The organism is Bacillus sp. FSL K6-0069, from assembly GCF_038007785.1.
Taxonomy (GTDB): domain Bacteria; phylum Bacillota; class Bacilli; order Bacillales; family Bacillaceae_G; genus Bacillus_A; species Bacillus_A mobilis.
Window position 1 is genome coordinate 4,648,517 of the sequence record NZ_JBBOXN010000001.1, and the last position, 16,295, is coordinate 4,664,811.

A 16,295-nucleotide genomic window follows, 5' to 3' on the forward strand; every position below is an offset into this window, starting at 1 on the left:
ACAATATGAAAAGGTTACTCATGAGAGTAACCTTAGTAAATAAAATTATATCAGCGATTATTGAAATATATCGACTTACCGACAATTACAGACGAAATTCGCCCGCTATTTGAAAGCCTCAACCTACCGCTCCAAAACAATTCGCTGTTTCGTAATTTCGGCCAACCTTCCGCGGTCTACTTCATACTCTGCATCAATACTTTGCGGTACAATCACTTTTCCGCCCTCAAGCATCACTTCCGGCGAAATAATATCCTTCTCCCAGTGCCTACTAGAGGCAGATATATCACCTGGAATCGTAAAGTTTGGCAGTGAAGCAAGCGCAACATTTTGTGCTCGTGAAATCCCCATTTCTACCATACCGCCGCACCAAACGGGTATGTTGTGCTCCATGCAATAATTATGGATTTGAATAGATTCTGTTAATCCACCCACTCGCCCTGGTTTAATATTAACGATGCGGCAACTGCCAAGCGTAATCGCAACGCGCGCGTCTTCTAAACTATGGATGCTTTCGTCTAAACAAATGGGCGTTTCTATTTTCTTTTGCAACTGTGCATGGTCGAGAAAATCGTAATCCGCTAACGGTTGTTCAATCATCATCAATTGAAATTCATCTAGTCGTTTCAGCTTCTCCGTATCTGCTAACGTATAGGCTGAGTTTGCATCAGCCATTAACGGGATACGCGGGAACTCTTTACGAATTTCTTTCAATAATTCGTAATCATGCTCTGGCTTTATTTTCACTTTAAAACGCTCATATCCTTCTTCCGCATACTTCTCGATTTGTTTTAACATAACTGGAATTGTATTGATACCAATTACAACACCAACTTCAATTTCAGTCCTAGTTCCGCCAAGTAACGTCGCTAATGATCTCTGTTCACGCTTCGCATATAAATCCCAAACAGCGCCTTCAATTCCGGCCTTTGCCATTCTGTTTCTTTTTATATGCTGGAACAAACCTGGCACTTCATTCGGATCGGAAATTTCAGCTTTTAATAAATCAGGTAATAAAAAATCTTGTAGTACATGCAGCGCTGTCTTCACTGTTTCTTCCGTATACCAAGGCTCAGAAAACGCAACGACCTCACCGAATCCAATGTACCCGTCCGTATCTTCTAATTCAATAACGATGCTCTCACGCTTCTCATAAGTTCCGTAGCTTGCAGCAAACGGGATTACGAGTGGCATTTCCGTTATATGCAGTGTCGCTTTTTTAATTTCCACTTACATCTCCTCCACTAATTGTCTTAACTCTCTTCTTAACAATTTTTTCGAAGCATTTCGTGGTAATTCCTCTAAGAAACACGCTTTTTTCGGCACTTTATATTTCGCTAATTTCTCCTCGCAAAAATGAAGAATTTCTTCTTCTGTTACCTCTCCGCTTTTTACAACAAAAGCAGCGGGTACTTGTCCCCATTTATCGTCAGTCATGCCGACGACACCTGCTTCCGCTACCATCGGATGAGAAAGCAACACTTCTTCAATTTGAGCCGGATATATATTCTCTCCGCCAGAAATAATTAAATCACTGCGGCGATCTAGTACATATAAAAATCCTTCTTCATCTAAATAACCGAGGTCACCAGTATGAAGCCATCCATTTTGAATGGTTTCGCGCGTCGCATCTTCACGGTTAAAATAACCACCTGTTACGTTCGGTCCTTTTACTACAATCTCGCCTTCCGCAAACGGCGCCACTACTACGCCATCTTTTTCAATACGAAGTTGGCACTGAAATAGTGGTTTCCCGGCTGATCCTACTTTCGTTAACATGTAATCTGCGGATAACGTACAAATTTGCGACGACGTTTCTGTCATACCGTACGTTTGATACACAGGAATTCCTTTTTCTACACATGTTTCAAGTAACGGTTTCGGCGCTGGTCCTCCGCCAAGTAACATGCATCGTAAAGAAGATGGATATGTCTCTTCTCCTAGTCTCTCTAATAGATCTGTTAACATTTTAGAAACGACAGAAATAATCGTTACGCCTCTCGTTTGAAGTGCTTTATGAATAAAATCAGCATCATATTTTGGAATGAGTAAAATGCGCATGCCGTACATAATATTTTTCATCAAAAGAGATAACCCACCAACGTGGAACATCGGCATACAAGCTAACCAGCAATCATCATCACGAAGCCCTAAATTAAGCGAAGAACCAACTGCGCTTGCCCAGTGATTGCCGTACGTTAAAATAACGCCTTTCGGTTTTCCTGTCGTCCCAGACGTATAAATAATTGTCATCGCTTCTTCTAAAGAGAATTCTTCTTGTATAGAGGCTTCCGCCTTCGGTCCATTCATCACTTCAGCAAATGAGTATACAGGAACATCTTTAGCCTCAAAATCTTGATCCGTCACTAAACAAACAACTTCAGCATCATCCATTTGCCAAAGTAGCTCTTCTCTTGAAAGACGCGTATTTAAAAGCACAGCTACTGCACCTACGTAAGATAGGGCGTGAATAACTGTAATCATCTCCATACCATTTTTCATCAGAACAGCCACCTTTTGCCCACGCTTCACTCCTATATGTGTAAGGTGTTCACAAACAGATACTACTTTTTCATGCAGCTGCATAAAAGTAACCTTTTCATCCTCTATTTCAATTGCAGTGCGGTCTGGTGTTAAAAATGCACGTTGCTTTAACCAATTTGGCATCGTCTCCATCATACATTCTCCTTTCATGAAAGAAAGAGACTTGATATGACATCAAGTCTCTTAGTTGTTTTGTTTCCGGTTGATCACATCTAGCTATAGCGGCTAGAATGTTCGGTGGCTTCGCTTCTTCCTACGAGGCAAAAGCACCTCTATGTCAGGAGTTCCAACGCCCTCTTGTTCTAAGCAAGCCGCTTCCGCTTTTGGTCACATTCTGAACGAGCTGCTTCCGCTTTTGATCACGGGAAACGAGGGAATTGACCGAAGTCCGGACTGCGTTTTTCTTTGAACGCGTCGCGACCTTCTTTTGCTTCGTCAGTTGTGTAGTACAATAACGTTGCATCTCCAGCTAGTTGTTGAATACCAGCTAGACCGTCTGTGTCTGCGTTGAATGCAGCTTTTAGGAAACGAAGTGCCATTGGGCTGTTTGCTAAGATTTCTTGTGCCCATTGTACTGTTTCTGCTTCAAGCTCTTCTAATGGTACTACTGTGTTTACTAAGCCCATATCAAGCGCTTCTTGTGCGCTGTATTGACGACATAGGTACCAAATTTCGCGAGCTTTCTTGTGGCCTACCATACGAGCTAAGTAACCAGCTCCGTATCCACCGTCAAAGCTTCCTACTTTAGGACCTGTTTGTCCGAATACAGCGTTGTCTGCAGCGATTGTTAAGTCACATACGATATGAAGTACGTGTCCACCACCGATTGCATAACCTGCTACCATTGCGATAACTGGTTTAGGAATTGCGCGAATTAGACGTTGTAAGTCTAATACATTTAAACGAGGGATTTGGTCGTCACCTACATATCCACCATGACCGCGAACTTTTTGGTCGCCGCCAGAACAGAATGCACGTCCACCTTCACCTGTTAAAATGATAACGCCAACATTTGCATCATCACGAGCGTGTGCAAAAGCGTTGATTAACTCCATTACCGTTTTAGGACGGAATGCGTTATGTACTTCAGGACGGTTAATCGAAATCTTTGCGATACCATTGTATGTTGAATAAATAATATCTTCGTAATTGCCTTCTTTTACCCATTCAATAGCCATTACAACTACCTCCTTGTATATTTCTGATCTCCTCTATAAGTGTGGCTTCCTTCTTAGATGAAAAAAAGCATCACTGCATAGTTTTTAGAAATCCCTTTACTATTGTATCAAACTTTTCCGGTTGTTCCACATGAATTGCATGGCCAGCACCATCAATTTTGACAAATTTCGCGTCAGAGACGCATTTTTCGATGTTTTTTAATATGCGAAAGAACTTTTCATCATGTGCCCCGTTCATTAAAAGAACAGGTATTTTTAAGTTTTGCAGCTCGTTCCACCATGAAGGCTGAGCCCCTGTTCCCATGCCGCGCAAGCTATTTGCAAGTCCTTTTGGATCGTTAGCAAGTCTTTCTTTTCGCACTGCTTCTTGTACGTTTTGTGCTAAACTTTTTTGCGTTTCAAACAGCGGAATATTTTCCCACATTGATACAAAACTATTGATGCCTTCTCGCTCAATTTCATTGGCAAGTCGCTCATCTTTTTCACGGCGTTCTTTTCTGTCCTCTTCACTTTTGAGTCCGGCTGTACAATTTTCTAATAAAAGAGAATGTACATACTCTGGATATAAACACGCCATCGTAATCGCCAGTCTACCGCCCATTGAATAGCCAAGTATGTGCGCTTTTTCAATATGAAGGTAATCTAGTAGTTCTTTCATTTGCAATGCTACATTTCGAATATCATAATGAGTCACATCTTCAGGACTTTCCGTTTTTCCGTGCCCAACAATGTCTACTAAAATGACTTGAAATTGCTCGCTCCAAGAAGGAACGAAAGAACGCCACGTTTCCATGCTTCCCGTAAAACCATGAAGAAGTAGAAGTGGTTCTCCGCTTCCAACTACTTCATATTCATACGATACACCTTGCAGCGTTACGTTCATTTTGATTCACCTTGCAACGATGTAGTAATTACGTCCTGCGTTTTTGCCCATAATTCACGGTGCAACGTTAAGTTTTCATCACGGTTCGTACAAATTTCTACAACGTGTAAACCTTCCGCCCTTGTTCCTTTTTGTACCTCTTCTCGGAATTGCTCCCAACCATTTACACGGCTAAATGAACCACCATACATTTTGACAACATGCTCATAATCAAGCCCAATTGGAGTACCAAATAATGATTCGAAGTGTTCCTTTTTCTCATACTGTGGTAAGAATGAGAAAATACCGCCACCGTCATTATTTACGACAACAATCGTTATATTTAATTCATGTAATTTTGCGGCTAATAATCCGTTTAAATCGTGATAAAATGATAAATCACCAATAACTAATACGAGCGGATCACAAATAATGCTCGCTCCTAAAGCTGTCGAAATGATTCCATCAATCCCATTTACACCACGGTTTGCCATCACTTGAATATTTTTGTCCGATGTGAAGAAGAATGAATCTGTATCACGAATTGGCATACTATTACTCGCAAATAACGTTGCCCCTTCTGGTAATACACGGACGATATCCGTAATAACTTTCCCTTCAAATGCAGTATCATATGTTTCCATTTCACGAAGCGTTTCCTTCGTTTTTTCGTTTATATGTTGCCACATTAGGGACCAATCATTCTTTTTCATAACTGGCATTTTTTCTATTAGTGCCTTGCAAAATGCAATGTCACTCGCTTGAACCACTTCTGTCGCAACGAGAGCTGGATCTCTCCATTGTCCAGATTCCTCAACAACGATATGAACGGCTTTCGTCTGTTTTTTAATGAACTGCGTTAATGCTTTCGAAACAGGCATACCACCAAAGCGAATCATAACTTCTGGCTTCCATGTTTCCTTTAACAGTTCATTTCGTAAAAATGTGTCGTAACAATCGATTACCATCGTTTTATCGTGGTGTCCGCTACGAATGTTAGAAAGTGGATCTGCTAATATTGGATATCCCGTTTTTTCAGCTAGTTGCGTTGCAAACGCTGCGATTTCTGGATGACTATCATCTCCACAAATAATAAGCCCCTTTTCCATATGTGAAAGGCGCCCTACAAGAGAATCTACATATTCACTCGGCATCATCACGTTCCCTTGCTGAACTACTCCTGTATATTCCCCGCGTCCTTTATCCCATAAACTTTCTAATGAAAAGTCCGGGATAAGCGGTTCGCGAACTGGAAAATTAAGATGAACAGGTCCTTGCGGCGCTAGAAGTGCGCTTGCTATCGTGCGCTGCGTCGTCATGCGAGCGTAATGATACATCACTTCACTCGCTTCTGGAAGTGCCATCTCTGTAAATTGCTTCACAAATGTACCGTATAAATTAATTTGATTCATCGCTTGTGGTGCACCGACATCTCTTAATTCATGTGGTCTATCTGCTGTTAAGACGATGAGCGGCACTCGCGAATGAAAAGCTTCACATACAGCTGGATAGTAGTTCGCTGCTGCCGTTCCTGACGTACATAATAATGCAACAGGACGTTTTTTTGCTTTTGCAATACCGAGCGCAAAAAATCCTGCTGATCTTTCATCTACATGTAAATATGTGTTCATTCCTTCATGTTGTTCCATTAGCAAAGCAATCGGCGTTGACCGTGAGCCTGGACTAATGACAACATCACATACATTTAGACGCGTCAGTTCATCCACGAACGCGCCTAAATAATATGATAATGCTTCTATATGATTGTTCATTTCATTAATTCCTCCAAAGCACCAAGCATCGGTCTAAACTTCAAACTTGTTTCTTCATATTCAAGTTGCGGTACTGAATCAATTACAATCCCACAACCGGCAAATAAGGATGCTTTCTCGCCATTTAATAATCCGCAACGAAGCGCAACCGCAAATTCACCATTTCCTTCATCATCTATCCAGCCAATCGGTGCACCATATAATCCTCTGTCTAACAATTCAACATCACGAATCAGTTTCATCGCTTCCAAACGGGGTGTCCCGCCAAGAGCTGGTGTTGGATGTAATTCTTCTACCATTGTTAAAAGACTCGCATCGCCTTTTGCCTCTACAGGCGTATATAAATGAATTAAGTTTTTCGTTGTTAATAAGCCCGGACTTTCCGGAATATTAACAGATTCGCAGTGCTCATTTAATACTCCTCGGATCATGTTCACAACATAACCGTGTTCAGCTAAATTCTTTTCATCATGAAGAAGCGCATTACTATTTCGTTTACTTTCTTCTATAGATTGCCCATGACCAGTTGAACCTGCAAGACACATCGAAGTAAACTTCTCATCTTCTTTGCGAATTAATCTCTCTGGCGTCGCTCCTAAGAAGCATGCTCCTTTATAATCAAAAGAAAATACGTAACAATCTGGTTGCCCTATGCGAAGTGCTTCTAAAACGAGAGCAGAATCAATATGATGATCCATTTCTACTTTTAGCTCCCTCGCTAATACAACCTTCTGCACGTTCCCCTGCTTCATTTCATCTTGCACTTTCTCAATGGCCTTCATCCAGCCTTTCGGATTTACTTCTACTTTAGAAGTAACTGTTAATTTTGATCCTTCTAGTGCACATTTACTCAATCGTAAAATTTCCTCTTCTAAAGAAACAATTTCATTATAAAGAGTTTCTGCACAATCTGTTGCTGAAACGAATGTATTCATTGTTAACCATGCTTTTTCATTTTTTACAGTTAATAAAAATGCTGGTAGTGAAAATGTCGTATCATCAAATTCTTTCCATAAGTCCGTTTTCTCTTTTTCTTGATCAAATGAAAATCCACCAAATAAAAGAGGACCTGTTCCAAATTCGTATTTTTCTCTTTGTACAAATGCTTTCTCTTTTACTTTATCCCACTCGTCACGAGTAGTTTGAAAGCGTTTTTGAGAAGCAGTTGCTATAGTGAAAACAGAGCCAATTCCAGCAAATATTACATGCTGAGCTGGGTCTGCAAAATAACATCTATTTTCGGATGCAATCCTTTTACCTGCTGCATAAAACAGAAGCGGATCCATCCAGTCTATTTGTTTTACGAAGCTCACCAATATTTTTTCATCAGTTGCACGCTTAATAGCTGCAGCAAGAACTTCTTGCAAGCCTACTTGTTTCGTTTGAATCACAATTGTCTCCCCCCTATGGGCGAAAAATAGTCATAATTACGCTTGATTTTAAGATACACCTCAAACGAAAGGCCTGTCAACGTTTAGCAATTCTGAGAAATTCACCTTCTCTTCCTAGAAAATAAACGTTGACACTAAATGATGCTTTTTCTACACTTAGTTGTGTACAATATGTGACCAAAGGAGGATTCAACATGGAAATGAACGTCGAAACGAATTCCTCTCCTACGGCGCCAAAGCCAAGTAAGCAAACAGGCTGGCGCATTTGGTGGAGTTTACTACGTCCCCATACATTAACAGCAGCTTTCGTTCCTGTTTTCATCGGAACAGCATATGCAATGCAGGTCGGAGGCATAAATCAAATACATCTCCCTCTTTTCCTTATGATGCTTCTTGCTTGTCTTCTCATTCAAGCAGCAACAAACATGTTTAATGAATACTTTGATTATAAAAGAGGACTTGATCACGAAGGATCAGTTGGTATCGGCGGCGCTATCGTCCGCGATGGCATTCAGCCAAAAACAGTGCTTAACTTAGCATTTGGATTTTTCGGCATCGCAATACTATTAGGTGTTTATATTTGTATGAATTCTAGCTGGTGGCTTGCTGCAATCGGTCTTGTTTGTATGGCTGTTGCTTACCTTTATACAGGCGGTCCACTTCCAATTGCCTATACACCATTTGGAGAGTTAACAGCCGGACTATTTATGGGTGTCATTATTATCGGGATTTCATTCTTTATTCAAACTGGAACTGTAACATCAGAAGTCATTTTACTATCTATTCCAAGCTCCATTTTAATTGGCGCCATATTATTAGCTAATAACATTCGTGACTTAGATGGCGATAAAGAAAATGGCCGTAAAACGTTAGCAATTCTCGTTGGACGTGAAAGAGCCGTTGGTGTACTTGCTTCTATGTTCATCGTTTCCTACATTTGGACAATTGCTTTAATTATCGTGGGCATCGTATCACCATGGATGCTTATCGTATTTTTAAGTGCACCGAAAGCATTTAAAGCGACGAAAGGCTTTATCGGCAAAAGCATTCCAATGGAAATGGTACCTGCAATGATTGCAACAGCAAAAACAAATACAATCTTCGGTCTCTTAATGGGAATCGGATTACTACTTGGATATTTCCTATAAGAAGGAGCCGCTAACGCGGCTCCTTTTTCATATACCAATTTCAGCTCATAATTCCTACTCGCAACGCTCATACTATGTAAAGAAACTGAATTGTAGGAAGGTGGACGACTATGTTAACTCCACAACAAATAAATCAATTTAAATCTATTTTAGAAAAACAACAGCTAGAAGTTGAACAAACAATACAAACTCATGAGAATACAGATCGTGCTTCTGAACGCGATTCTGTTGGAGAATTATCTAGCTATGACAATCATCCAGGTGATATGGCTACAGAATTGTACGAACGTGAAAAAGATTTCGGGCTCATCGAGTTTTGGCATAAGCAGCTAGAAGATACGAAACATGCTCTGCAAAAAATTGAAGCAGGTACGTATGGAATTTGCGAAGTATCTGGCGAAGAAATTCCGTTTGAAAGATTAGAGGCAATGCCAACTGCTACAACGTGTATTCAGCACACTACAAATAAATTAAATATGAACACGCGACCAGTTGAAGAAGAAGTGTTGGCTCCTTCTTTTCACAAGCACGACGAAGATCATTCTGTTGAATACGATGCGGAAGATGCATGGCAAGATGTCGCAAATTACGGGACATCCGAAACACCGTCCGATTTAGAAAGACAGGATTCAAAAAACTATAATGGCATGTACGTAAATAGTGAGGAAAATGTTGGGTATGTAGAGGATTTCGAAAATTTTATAGGAACAGACATGTATGGAAAAAATCCGCAAGTTTTCGCTACAGAAGAACATGAAGAATATGAACAAATGCTTGATGACTTTGAAGAGCGTACCTTTAAGGGCGAATTATCCTCAAATGAATCGAGTTCCAAAGAATAAAAAAAAGCATTCCGAAAATCGGAATGCTTTTTATCGCTAGCTAATTAGTTTTTTGTAACGTTAGCTGCTTGTGGTCCGCGGTTTCCTTCAACGATTTCGAAAGAAACTTCTTGACCTTCTTCTAAAGTTTTGAAGCCTTCGCCTTGGATAGCTGAGAAATGTACGAATACGTCTTCTCCGCCTTCAACTTCGATGAAGCCAAAACCTTTTTCGCCGTTAAACCATTTAACTTTACCTGTTTGCATGTCATGTACCTCCTAAATAAAAATGAAACTATGAATCCACATGAAAAGGTGGATATAAAGGACATGAATGTATAACAAGCTTACAGCCTTTAATACAACGTGCTTTATTTCCGTACCACATTATGTAGCTCAATAGTGATTTCACTATATCATGCTATATCAAAAACGTCAAATGAGAACACTTTCAATCCATCGTTTTTTATAATCCTAGTATAACCTTAAATTTTCATTCTATTTTTATTTAAAAATTAACAAATCTACAGTATTCTAATTTCTTTGATTTCGGTACAATATAATTACTACATATGATGAGGTGAAAAAATGCAAGCACATGAAATCGAGTATAAATTATATGGCGATGATATGCAGTTTGTTGAAATTGAATTAGATCCAGAAGAAAGCGTTATCGCAGAGGCTGGCGCAATGATGATGATGGAAGATCATATCGAAATGGAAACAATCTTCGGTGATGGGTCTGGCCAATCTAGTGGTCTATTCGGTAAATTAATGGGCGCTGGTAAGCGTCTTGTTACAGGCGAAAGTATGTTTATGACTGTCTTTACAAATACAGGTCATGGCAAGCGCCACGTATCTTTTGCTGCTCCTTATCCTGGTAAAATTGTTCCTGTAGATTTAACAGAATATCAAGGAAAAGTAGTTTGCCAAAAAGATGCGTTTCTTTGTGCAGCAAAAGGCGTTTCTATCGGAATCGAGTTTACGAAAAAAATCGGAACTGGTTTCTTCGGTGGAGAAGGTTTCATCATGCAGAAACTTGAAGGTGATGGACTTGCTTTCATGCATGCAGGCGGAACTGTATACAAGCGTGAATTAAAACCTGGCGAAAGACTTCGCATTGATACGGGGTGTCTCGTAGCCATGACAAAAGACGTTAACTACGATGTTCAATTCGTTGGAAAAGTAAAAACAGCTCTATTTGGCGGCGAAGGTTTATTCTTCGCAACGTTAGAAGGACCTGGAACAGTTTGGATTCAGTCCTTAACACTTAGCCGTTTAGCAGCACGCCTTACAAGCCCAGCAGCTCAAAACAGCGGTGAAGGCAGCGTTTTAGGCGGACTTGGACGTCTTTTAGATGGGAAAGAATAAAGTGAAACTTTAATCAGTGGGGGCTTTCTTCATCCCCCACCTAACTTCTTTGCTTTCGCTGAATTTTGAGGTGGGGGTCTTACTGCCCATTAAAGCGGGATAAAATAAAAAAGAGATAGTCTCCCTCATGGAGAACTATCTTTTTTTTGGACTGTATAAACCACTTTGAATTCCATAGCCTCATTCGGCCGCGCTTCTTCTTCATATTTATAAAGGTTCAAGCCTAATTTTCAAACTCCCTCGAAAGAATGAATCAAGTCCCTCACTGCATATATTGAACTATACCTTTTCTTAAGGAGGGCTTCCTTAATGCGTACTCCTTTATCCTTCGATAAAGATACTGCCATATTGTTAGCTTCTTGTTGCGAGTTAACGTATGAACAATATAAACAAAATGGGATTTTCGAAATACCAGATGGTTTTCAATATGTACAAGGCTTTCAAGGAAAAACCATTCAAACGACAGAATGGTTCGGATTCATACTAGAATCTGAGGATACGATTATTGTAGCTTTTCGCGGGACACAAACAGATACAGACTGGATTATCGATTCACTCGTTAACCAAAAACCATACCCATACGCTTTGAATAGCGGAAATGTCCATAACGGCTTTCTTTCCATTTATGAATCTTGCCGAGATTCTATTATGGATATGCTCGTATCACTTCCAGCCCATAAAAAACTTCTTGCAACAGGTCATAGCCTAGGCGGCGCGCTCGCCACACTACATATACTCGATGCGCGTATCAACACCGCCTTCGCACAGTACGGTCTTTATACATTTGCCTCTCCAAAAGTAGGCGATATTGCATTTCGTAATTATTATAAACTACAAGTAGCTAGTAGCTTTCGCTTCGTTAATTTATTTGATGTCGTTCCTCTTCTCCCTCCGCGCAATGTCCATTTTAATGACCAAGACTGGGAATATGCACACGTTCATCACAACATGACATTTACAAAAAACACAAAATCTATTACAAATAATCATGCCATGACAACATACAAAACATGTCTGACTTCTCATTTTTAACCAGTAAACAATTGGAAATTAAATATCCTTATACTATAATAATATATGAAGTTATTTTTGGATGAGGGGACCTTACATGCTAAAATTTATCTTTGCACTTTTTCTCATTGTAATTTTTACGTTTACAGGTTTCTTTACATTTTCATACTTTGCGACAGGAGAATATGGTGGAACTGGTATAATCTATACCGCTATTCCATTTCTTTCTTAAGCAAAAAAGGAAAACCGAGCTTAATGAGATTAAGCTCGGTTTTTTAAGCGATTATATTCCTCTTTTAAAAGGGACTTTCATTTAATACTGTGTAACCGCATTACCAATACCCCAAATCTCGTTACTATACTGCAAAATCGTTCGATCGCTCGCAAAATGACCAGATTGTGCAATATTTAAAATCGACATTTCTAGCCACTTCGTTCGGTTCTCATAAGCTCTACCAACAGCTTCTTGCCTTTCCGCATATGGACCAAAATCTCGCAGAACGAAGTATTCATCATTTTGAATAACGAGAGAATCGTAAATCGCTTCAAATTCAGCTCCCGAATGTGCAAAGAAACCATTCGTTAACTGATCTACTACTTTTTTAATATGCATATTGTGGTGATAATAATCACTTGCACGATAGCCACCATTTTGATAGTAATGAAGAACCTCTTCCGCCGTTAAACCGAAAATGAAACAGTTATCATCACCGACTCTGTCTTTTATTTCAACATTAGCACCGTCTAACGTTCCAAGTGTGATCGCACCATTCATCATAAATTTCATATTACCTGTTCCTGATGCTTCTTTACTCGCAGTTGAAATTTGCTCACTAACATCCGCAGCTGGGAATATATCTTCTGCTAAAGACACTCGATAGTTTTCTAGAAAGATAACTTTCATATATTGGCTTACGTACGGATCATTATTCACTTTTCTTGCGAGTTCATTAATTAATTTAATAATTTTTTTTGCATAGTAATAGCCAGGTGATGCTTTCGCTCCAAAAATAAAAGTTCGCGGATAAAATGTAAAACTAGCATCCTCTTTCAAACGATTATACAAATATAAAATATGAAGAACGTTTAATAATTGTCGTTTGTAAGCATGCAGTCTTTTTACTTGCACATCAAAAATAGAATTAGGATCAATCGTAATCCCCATTTTATTATGAATACGCTCCGCTAAAATCTCTTTACGCTCTTGTTTTACCTCTGCAAATTTCTCTTGGAAACTCGCATCGTGTTGAACTAATTGCAGCGCTTGAAGCTTAATCGGTTCTTTCTTCCACTCTGTTCCAATCGCCTCTGAAATAAGGTTCGTCAGCTGCGGATTCGCCTTCATTAACCAGCGTCTATGAGCAATTCCATTCGTTTTATTATTAAACTTATTTGGATAAAACTCATAAAACAATCGCATTTCACGTTGTTTTAAAATTTCCGTATGAATTTTCGCTACACCATTAACGCTATGGCTACCGACAATTGCTAAATGAGCCATTTTCACAAGATCATGTGCAATAATCGCCATCTCTTCAATACGATGCCATTCATATGGATAACGTTCCCAAAGTTCATGACAGAAACGTTCATTAATCTCTTCAATAATCATATAAATTCTCGGTAATAACGGTTTAAAAATGTGAATTGGCCACTTTTCAAGAGCTTCTGATAACGTCGTATGATTCGTATAAGAAATCGTTTGCGTCGTTATGTGCCAAGCTTCTTCCCATGCTAGTTTTTCTTCATCTAATAAAATACGCATCAGTTCTGGAATCGCCAAAACTGGGTGTGTATCATTAATATGAATCGCAATTTTCTCATGCAATTGACGAAGGTCACCATATCTTTCTCTATGCAAACGAACGATATTTTGCAAACTTGCTGATACGAGGAAATATTGTTGTTTCAAACGAAGTATTTTCCCCTCATCATGCGTATCATCTGGATATAAAAACTCCGATACCGCTTCTGTTTCACGCTTATATTTCAAAATATCTTTGCAATTTTGCGGGAAAGGAACTGGTTCAGCATTCCAAAGTCTAAGTGTGTTTACAGTACTCGTCTCATAACCTACTACCGGAACGTCATATGGTACTGCCATGATCACTTCTGCATTCGTATGCCTGAACTCTAAACGTCCATCAATGTATAGTGGTTCAACATTGCCGAAATAACTTACTTCTACAGCTTGATCATGCCTTCTTACTTCCCATACGTTTTCATGAAGCAGCCACTGTTCTGGAAATTCAACTTGATAACCATCAACAATTTTTTGATCAAATAAGCCGTGTTTGTAACGAATGCCACAGCCATGACCTGGTAAGTTTAACGATGCAAGTGAATCAAGGAAACAGGCTGCTAATCGTCCAAGTCCACCATTTCCAAGACCTGCATCTGCTTCCACCTCTTCTAATTCTTGTAATGAAATACCAAGCTCAGAAAGTCCTTGCTCACATACATCCCTGATACCTAAATTTAATATGTTACTTCCAAGCAAACGCCCAAGTAAAAACTCAATGGATAAGTAATACATTTGCTTTCGCTCTCCAGATCGATAGCTTTCGTTCGTAGCAATCCATTGACTATTCATATACTCACGTACCATGTATCCAAGCGTATTGTATTGATCACGAGTTGTAGAGTCTTTGAAACTTTTACCATACATCGTCTCTAACTTTTCTAGAAAAGCTGATTTGAAACTTTCAACATGAGTAAACATTTCTTCACCACCTACATGTTATTCCATGAGACTTTTATACAATTTCTTATAGGCAAGAGCTGATTTCTCCCAGCTATAATCTTCAGTCATCGCTTGCTTTACAAGCTGCTCCCATACCGGTTTATCATGATAAAATTCAATCGCCCGACGAACCGTGTGCAACATGTCATGTGCATTAAAGTTCGTGAAACTGAAACCATTTCCTTCTCCAGTTTCTTCATCATAAGATTGTACCGTATCATTTAATCCGCCTGTTTCTCTTACAATCGGAATCGTACCGTACGCTAATGCGATAAGTTGTCCAAGTCCACACGGTTCAAATAGTGATGGCATTAAGAATAAATCACTTCCCGCATATACTTGGTGAGCTAATTCTTCATTAAATCCGATATACACTTTTACCTTTTCAGGATACTCATATGCCATCCATTCAAAGAATTGCTCATATTCCGAATCACCTGATCCTAAAATAATACATTGTACATCTTCCTCCATTATTTCGCGGAATACAGTACGTACTAAATCAAGACCTTTTTGCTTCGTTAATCTCGTTACCATCGAAATAATTGGTGTATCTTCTTTTTCTGGCAAACCAAAATAACGCTGCAAGGCGCGTTTATTTTCATTCTTTTCCTCTAATGACTCCGCATCGTACTGAGCAGTAATATACGAATCCGTTTCTGGATTATATACGCTCGTATCAATTCCATTTACGATGCCGCTAAGCTTACCATTATTTTTTCGTAACAACCCATCTAACTTCTCACCGAAAAACTCATATTGAATTTCCTCTTTGTATGTCGGGCTAACCGCTGTAATTTGATCAGAAGCGATAATTCCACCCTTCATAAAGTTCACATTTCCATAAAACTCTAGCTGCTCACTATGGAAATATTCGTCGCCAAGTTCTAACAAGTCGTACATCACTTCAGGAGGAAATACACCTTGGAACTGCAAGTTATGAATCGTATATACCGTTTTAATATGCTCGTATAATGGATTATCTTGATACTTTTCACGTAATAAGAAATTCACCATAGCTGTATGCCAATCGTGGCTATGAAGAACATCCACTTCGAAATCAAGATGAGGAATACACTCTAAAACTGCTTTCGAAAAATAAGAAAAACGCTCTCCGTCATCATAATGACCATATAGAGAATCTCTCTTAAAATAATATTCATTATCTATTAAGTAATACGTAATCCCGTCTTGCTCACCTTTTAAAATTCCACAATATTGATTTCTCCACCCAAGCGGGACATTAATTACTTTATGTAACGTACATCCATCCCTTAATTTTTGCGGAATAAGACTATAATTTGGAAGTATAATGCGAACTTCCACGCCTAATTTTTTTAGCTCTTTTGGGAGCGCACCTGCTACATCAGCTAATCCTCCCGATTTAACAAATGGTACACATTCTGATACTGCAAATAAAATATTCACTTGTTGTCCCACTGCACGAAAAGCTTA

The 16,295-nt window shown here is 39.3% G+C and carries 14 protein-coding genes; 5 read left to right on the forward strand and 9 right to left on the reverse strand.

The window, feature by feature from the left end:
• Positions 1–123: 123 nt before the first annotated feature.
• The 6 genes from menC to MHB74_RS24030 all read right to left on the reverse strand — a co-directional run bounded on the left by menC (position 124) and on the right by MHB74_RS24030 (position 7,747).
• Positions 124–1,230: an o-succinylbenzoate synthase gene (menC, locus tag MHB74_RS24005; RefSeq protein WP_061677610.1), complete on the reverse strand. Its 1,107-nt coding sequence runs from the start codon at positions 1,228–1,230 to the stop codon at positions 124–126.
• On the reverse strand, positions 1,231–2,676 hold the full coding sequence (locus MHB74_RS24010) for an o-succinylbenzoate--CoA ligase (RefSeq protein ID WP_061677612.1): 1,446 nt from the start codon (positions 2,674–2,676) through the stop codon (positions 1,231–1,233).
• Between the two features lie 227 nt (positions 2,677–2,903).
• Entirely contained in the window at positions 2,904–3,722 is an 819-nt protein-coding gene (menB, locus tag MHB74_RS24015) for a 1,4-dihydroxy-2-naphthoyl-CoA synthase (protein ID WP_000963888.1), read from the reverse strand.
• 70 nt (positions 3,723–3,792) lie between these two features.
• A complete protein-coding gene (menH, locus tag MHB74_RS24020) occupies positions 3,793–4,605 on the reverse strand; it encodes a 2-succinyl-6-hydroxy-2,4-cyclohexadiene-1-carboxylate synthase (RefSeq protein WP_061677613.1) in 813 nt (270 codons plus the stop codon).
• On the reverse strand, positions 4,602–6,356 hold the full coding sequence (gene menD / locus MHB74_RS24025; RefSeq protein WP_061677618.1) for a 2-succinyl-5-enolpyruvyl-6-hydroxy-3-cyclohexene-1-carboxylic-acid synthase: 1,755 nt from the start codon (positions 6,354–6,356) through the stop codon (positions 4,602–4,604). The genes menH and menD overlap by 4 nt, the downstream gene beginning before the upstream one ends.
• Complete coding sequence (locus MHB74_RS24030) at positions 6,353–7,747, reverse strand: isochorismate synthase (protein WP_061677619.1); 1,395 nt, start codon at positions 7,745–7,747, stop codon at positions 6,353–6,355. The genes menD and MHB74_RS24030 overlap by 4 nt, the downstream gene beginning before the upstream one ends.
• Positions 7,748–7,941: 194 nt before the next feature.
• Between MHB74_RS24030 and MHB74_RS24035 the strand changes: the two genes are divergently transcribed.
• Both MHB74_RS24035 and MHB74_RS24040 read left to right on the forward strand, forming a co-directional pair.
• Complete coding sequence (locus MHB74_RS24035; RefSeq protein ID WP_000425753.1) at positions 7,942–8,895, forward strand: 1,4-dihydroxy-2-naphthoate polyprenyltransferase; 954 nt, start codon at positions 7,942–7,944, stop codon at positions 8,893–8,895.
• A 110-nt stretch (positions 8,896–9,005) separates the two neighbouring features.
• Positions 9,006–9,737 carry a yteA family sporulation protein gene (locus MHB74_RS24040; RefSeq protein ID WP_061677620.1) on the forward strand — a complete coding sequence of 244 codons (732 nt, stop codon included), beginning with the start codon at positions 9,006–9,008 and terminating at the stop codon, positions 9,735–9,737.
• A 44-nt stretch (positions 9,738–9,781) separates the two neighbouring features.
• Here the strand turns inward: MHB74_RS24040 and cspD are convergent, their stop codons facing one another.
• The gene (gene cspD, locus MHB74_RS24045) at positions 9,782–9,982 is read right to left on the reverse strand and encodes a cold-shock protein CspD (protein WP_001193053.1); all 201 of its coding nucleotides are present in this window, start codon (positions 9,980–9,982) and stop codon (positions 9,782–9,784) included.
• A gap of 321 nt (positions 9,983–10,303) precedes the next feature.
• Between cspD and MHB74_RS24050 the strand changes: the two genes are divergently transcribed.
• The 3 genes from MHB74_RS24050 (at position 10,304) to MHB74_RS24060 (ending at position 12,329) form a co-directional block, all read left to right on the forward strand.
• Positions 10,304–11,086 (forward strand): TIGR00266 family protein, encoded by a 783-nt coding sequence (locus MHB74_RS24050; RefSeq protein ID WP_061677621.1) that lies wholly within the window; start codon positions 10,304–10,306, stop codon positions 11,084–11,086.
• Positions 11,087–11,395: 309 nt separating this feature from the next.
• Complete coding sequence (locus MHB74_RS24055) at positions 11,396–12,118, forward strand: lipase family protein (protein WP_001260119.1); 723 nt, start codon at positions 11,396–11,398, stop codon at positions 12,116–12,118.
• A gap of 76 nt (positions 12,119–12,194) precedes the next feature.
• Positions 12,195–12,329 carry a hypothetical protein gene (locus MHB74_RS24060; RefSeq protein WP_000911073.1) on the forward strand — a complete coding sequence of 45 codons (135 nt, stop codon included), beginning with the start codon at positions 12,195–12,197 and terminating at the stop codon, positions 12,327–12,329.
• Between the two features lie 81 nt (positions 12,330–12,410).
• Here the strand turns inward: MHB74_RS24060 and glgP are convergent, their stop codons facing one another.
• Together glgP and glgA are read right to left on the reverse strand one after the other, a co-directional pair.
• Positions 12,411–14,819 (reverse strand): glycogen phosphorylase, encoded by a 2,409-nt coding sequence (gene glgP / locus MHB74_RS24065; RefSeq protein ID WP_061679987.1) that lies wholly within the window; start codon positions 14,817–14,819, stop codon positions 12,411–12,413.
• An 18-nt stretch (positions 14,820–14,837) separates the two neighbouring features.
• Positions 14,838–16,268, reverse strand: coding sequence for a glycogen synthase GlgA (glgA, locus tag MHB74_RS24070; RefSeq protein WP_061679988.1), 1,431 nt, complete (start codon positions 16,266–16,268; stop codon positions 14,838–14,840).
• Positions 16,269–16,295 lie beyond the last annotated feature (27 nt).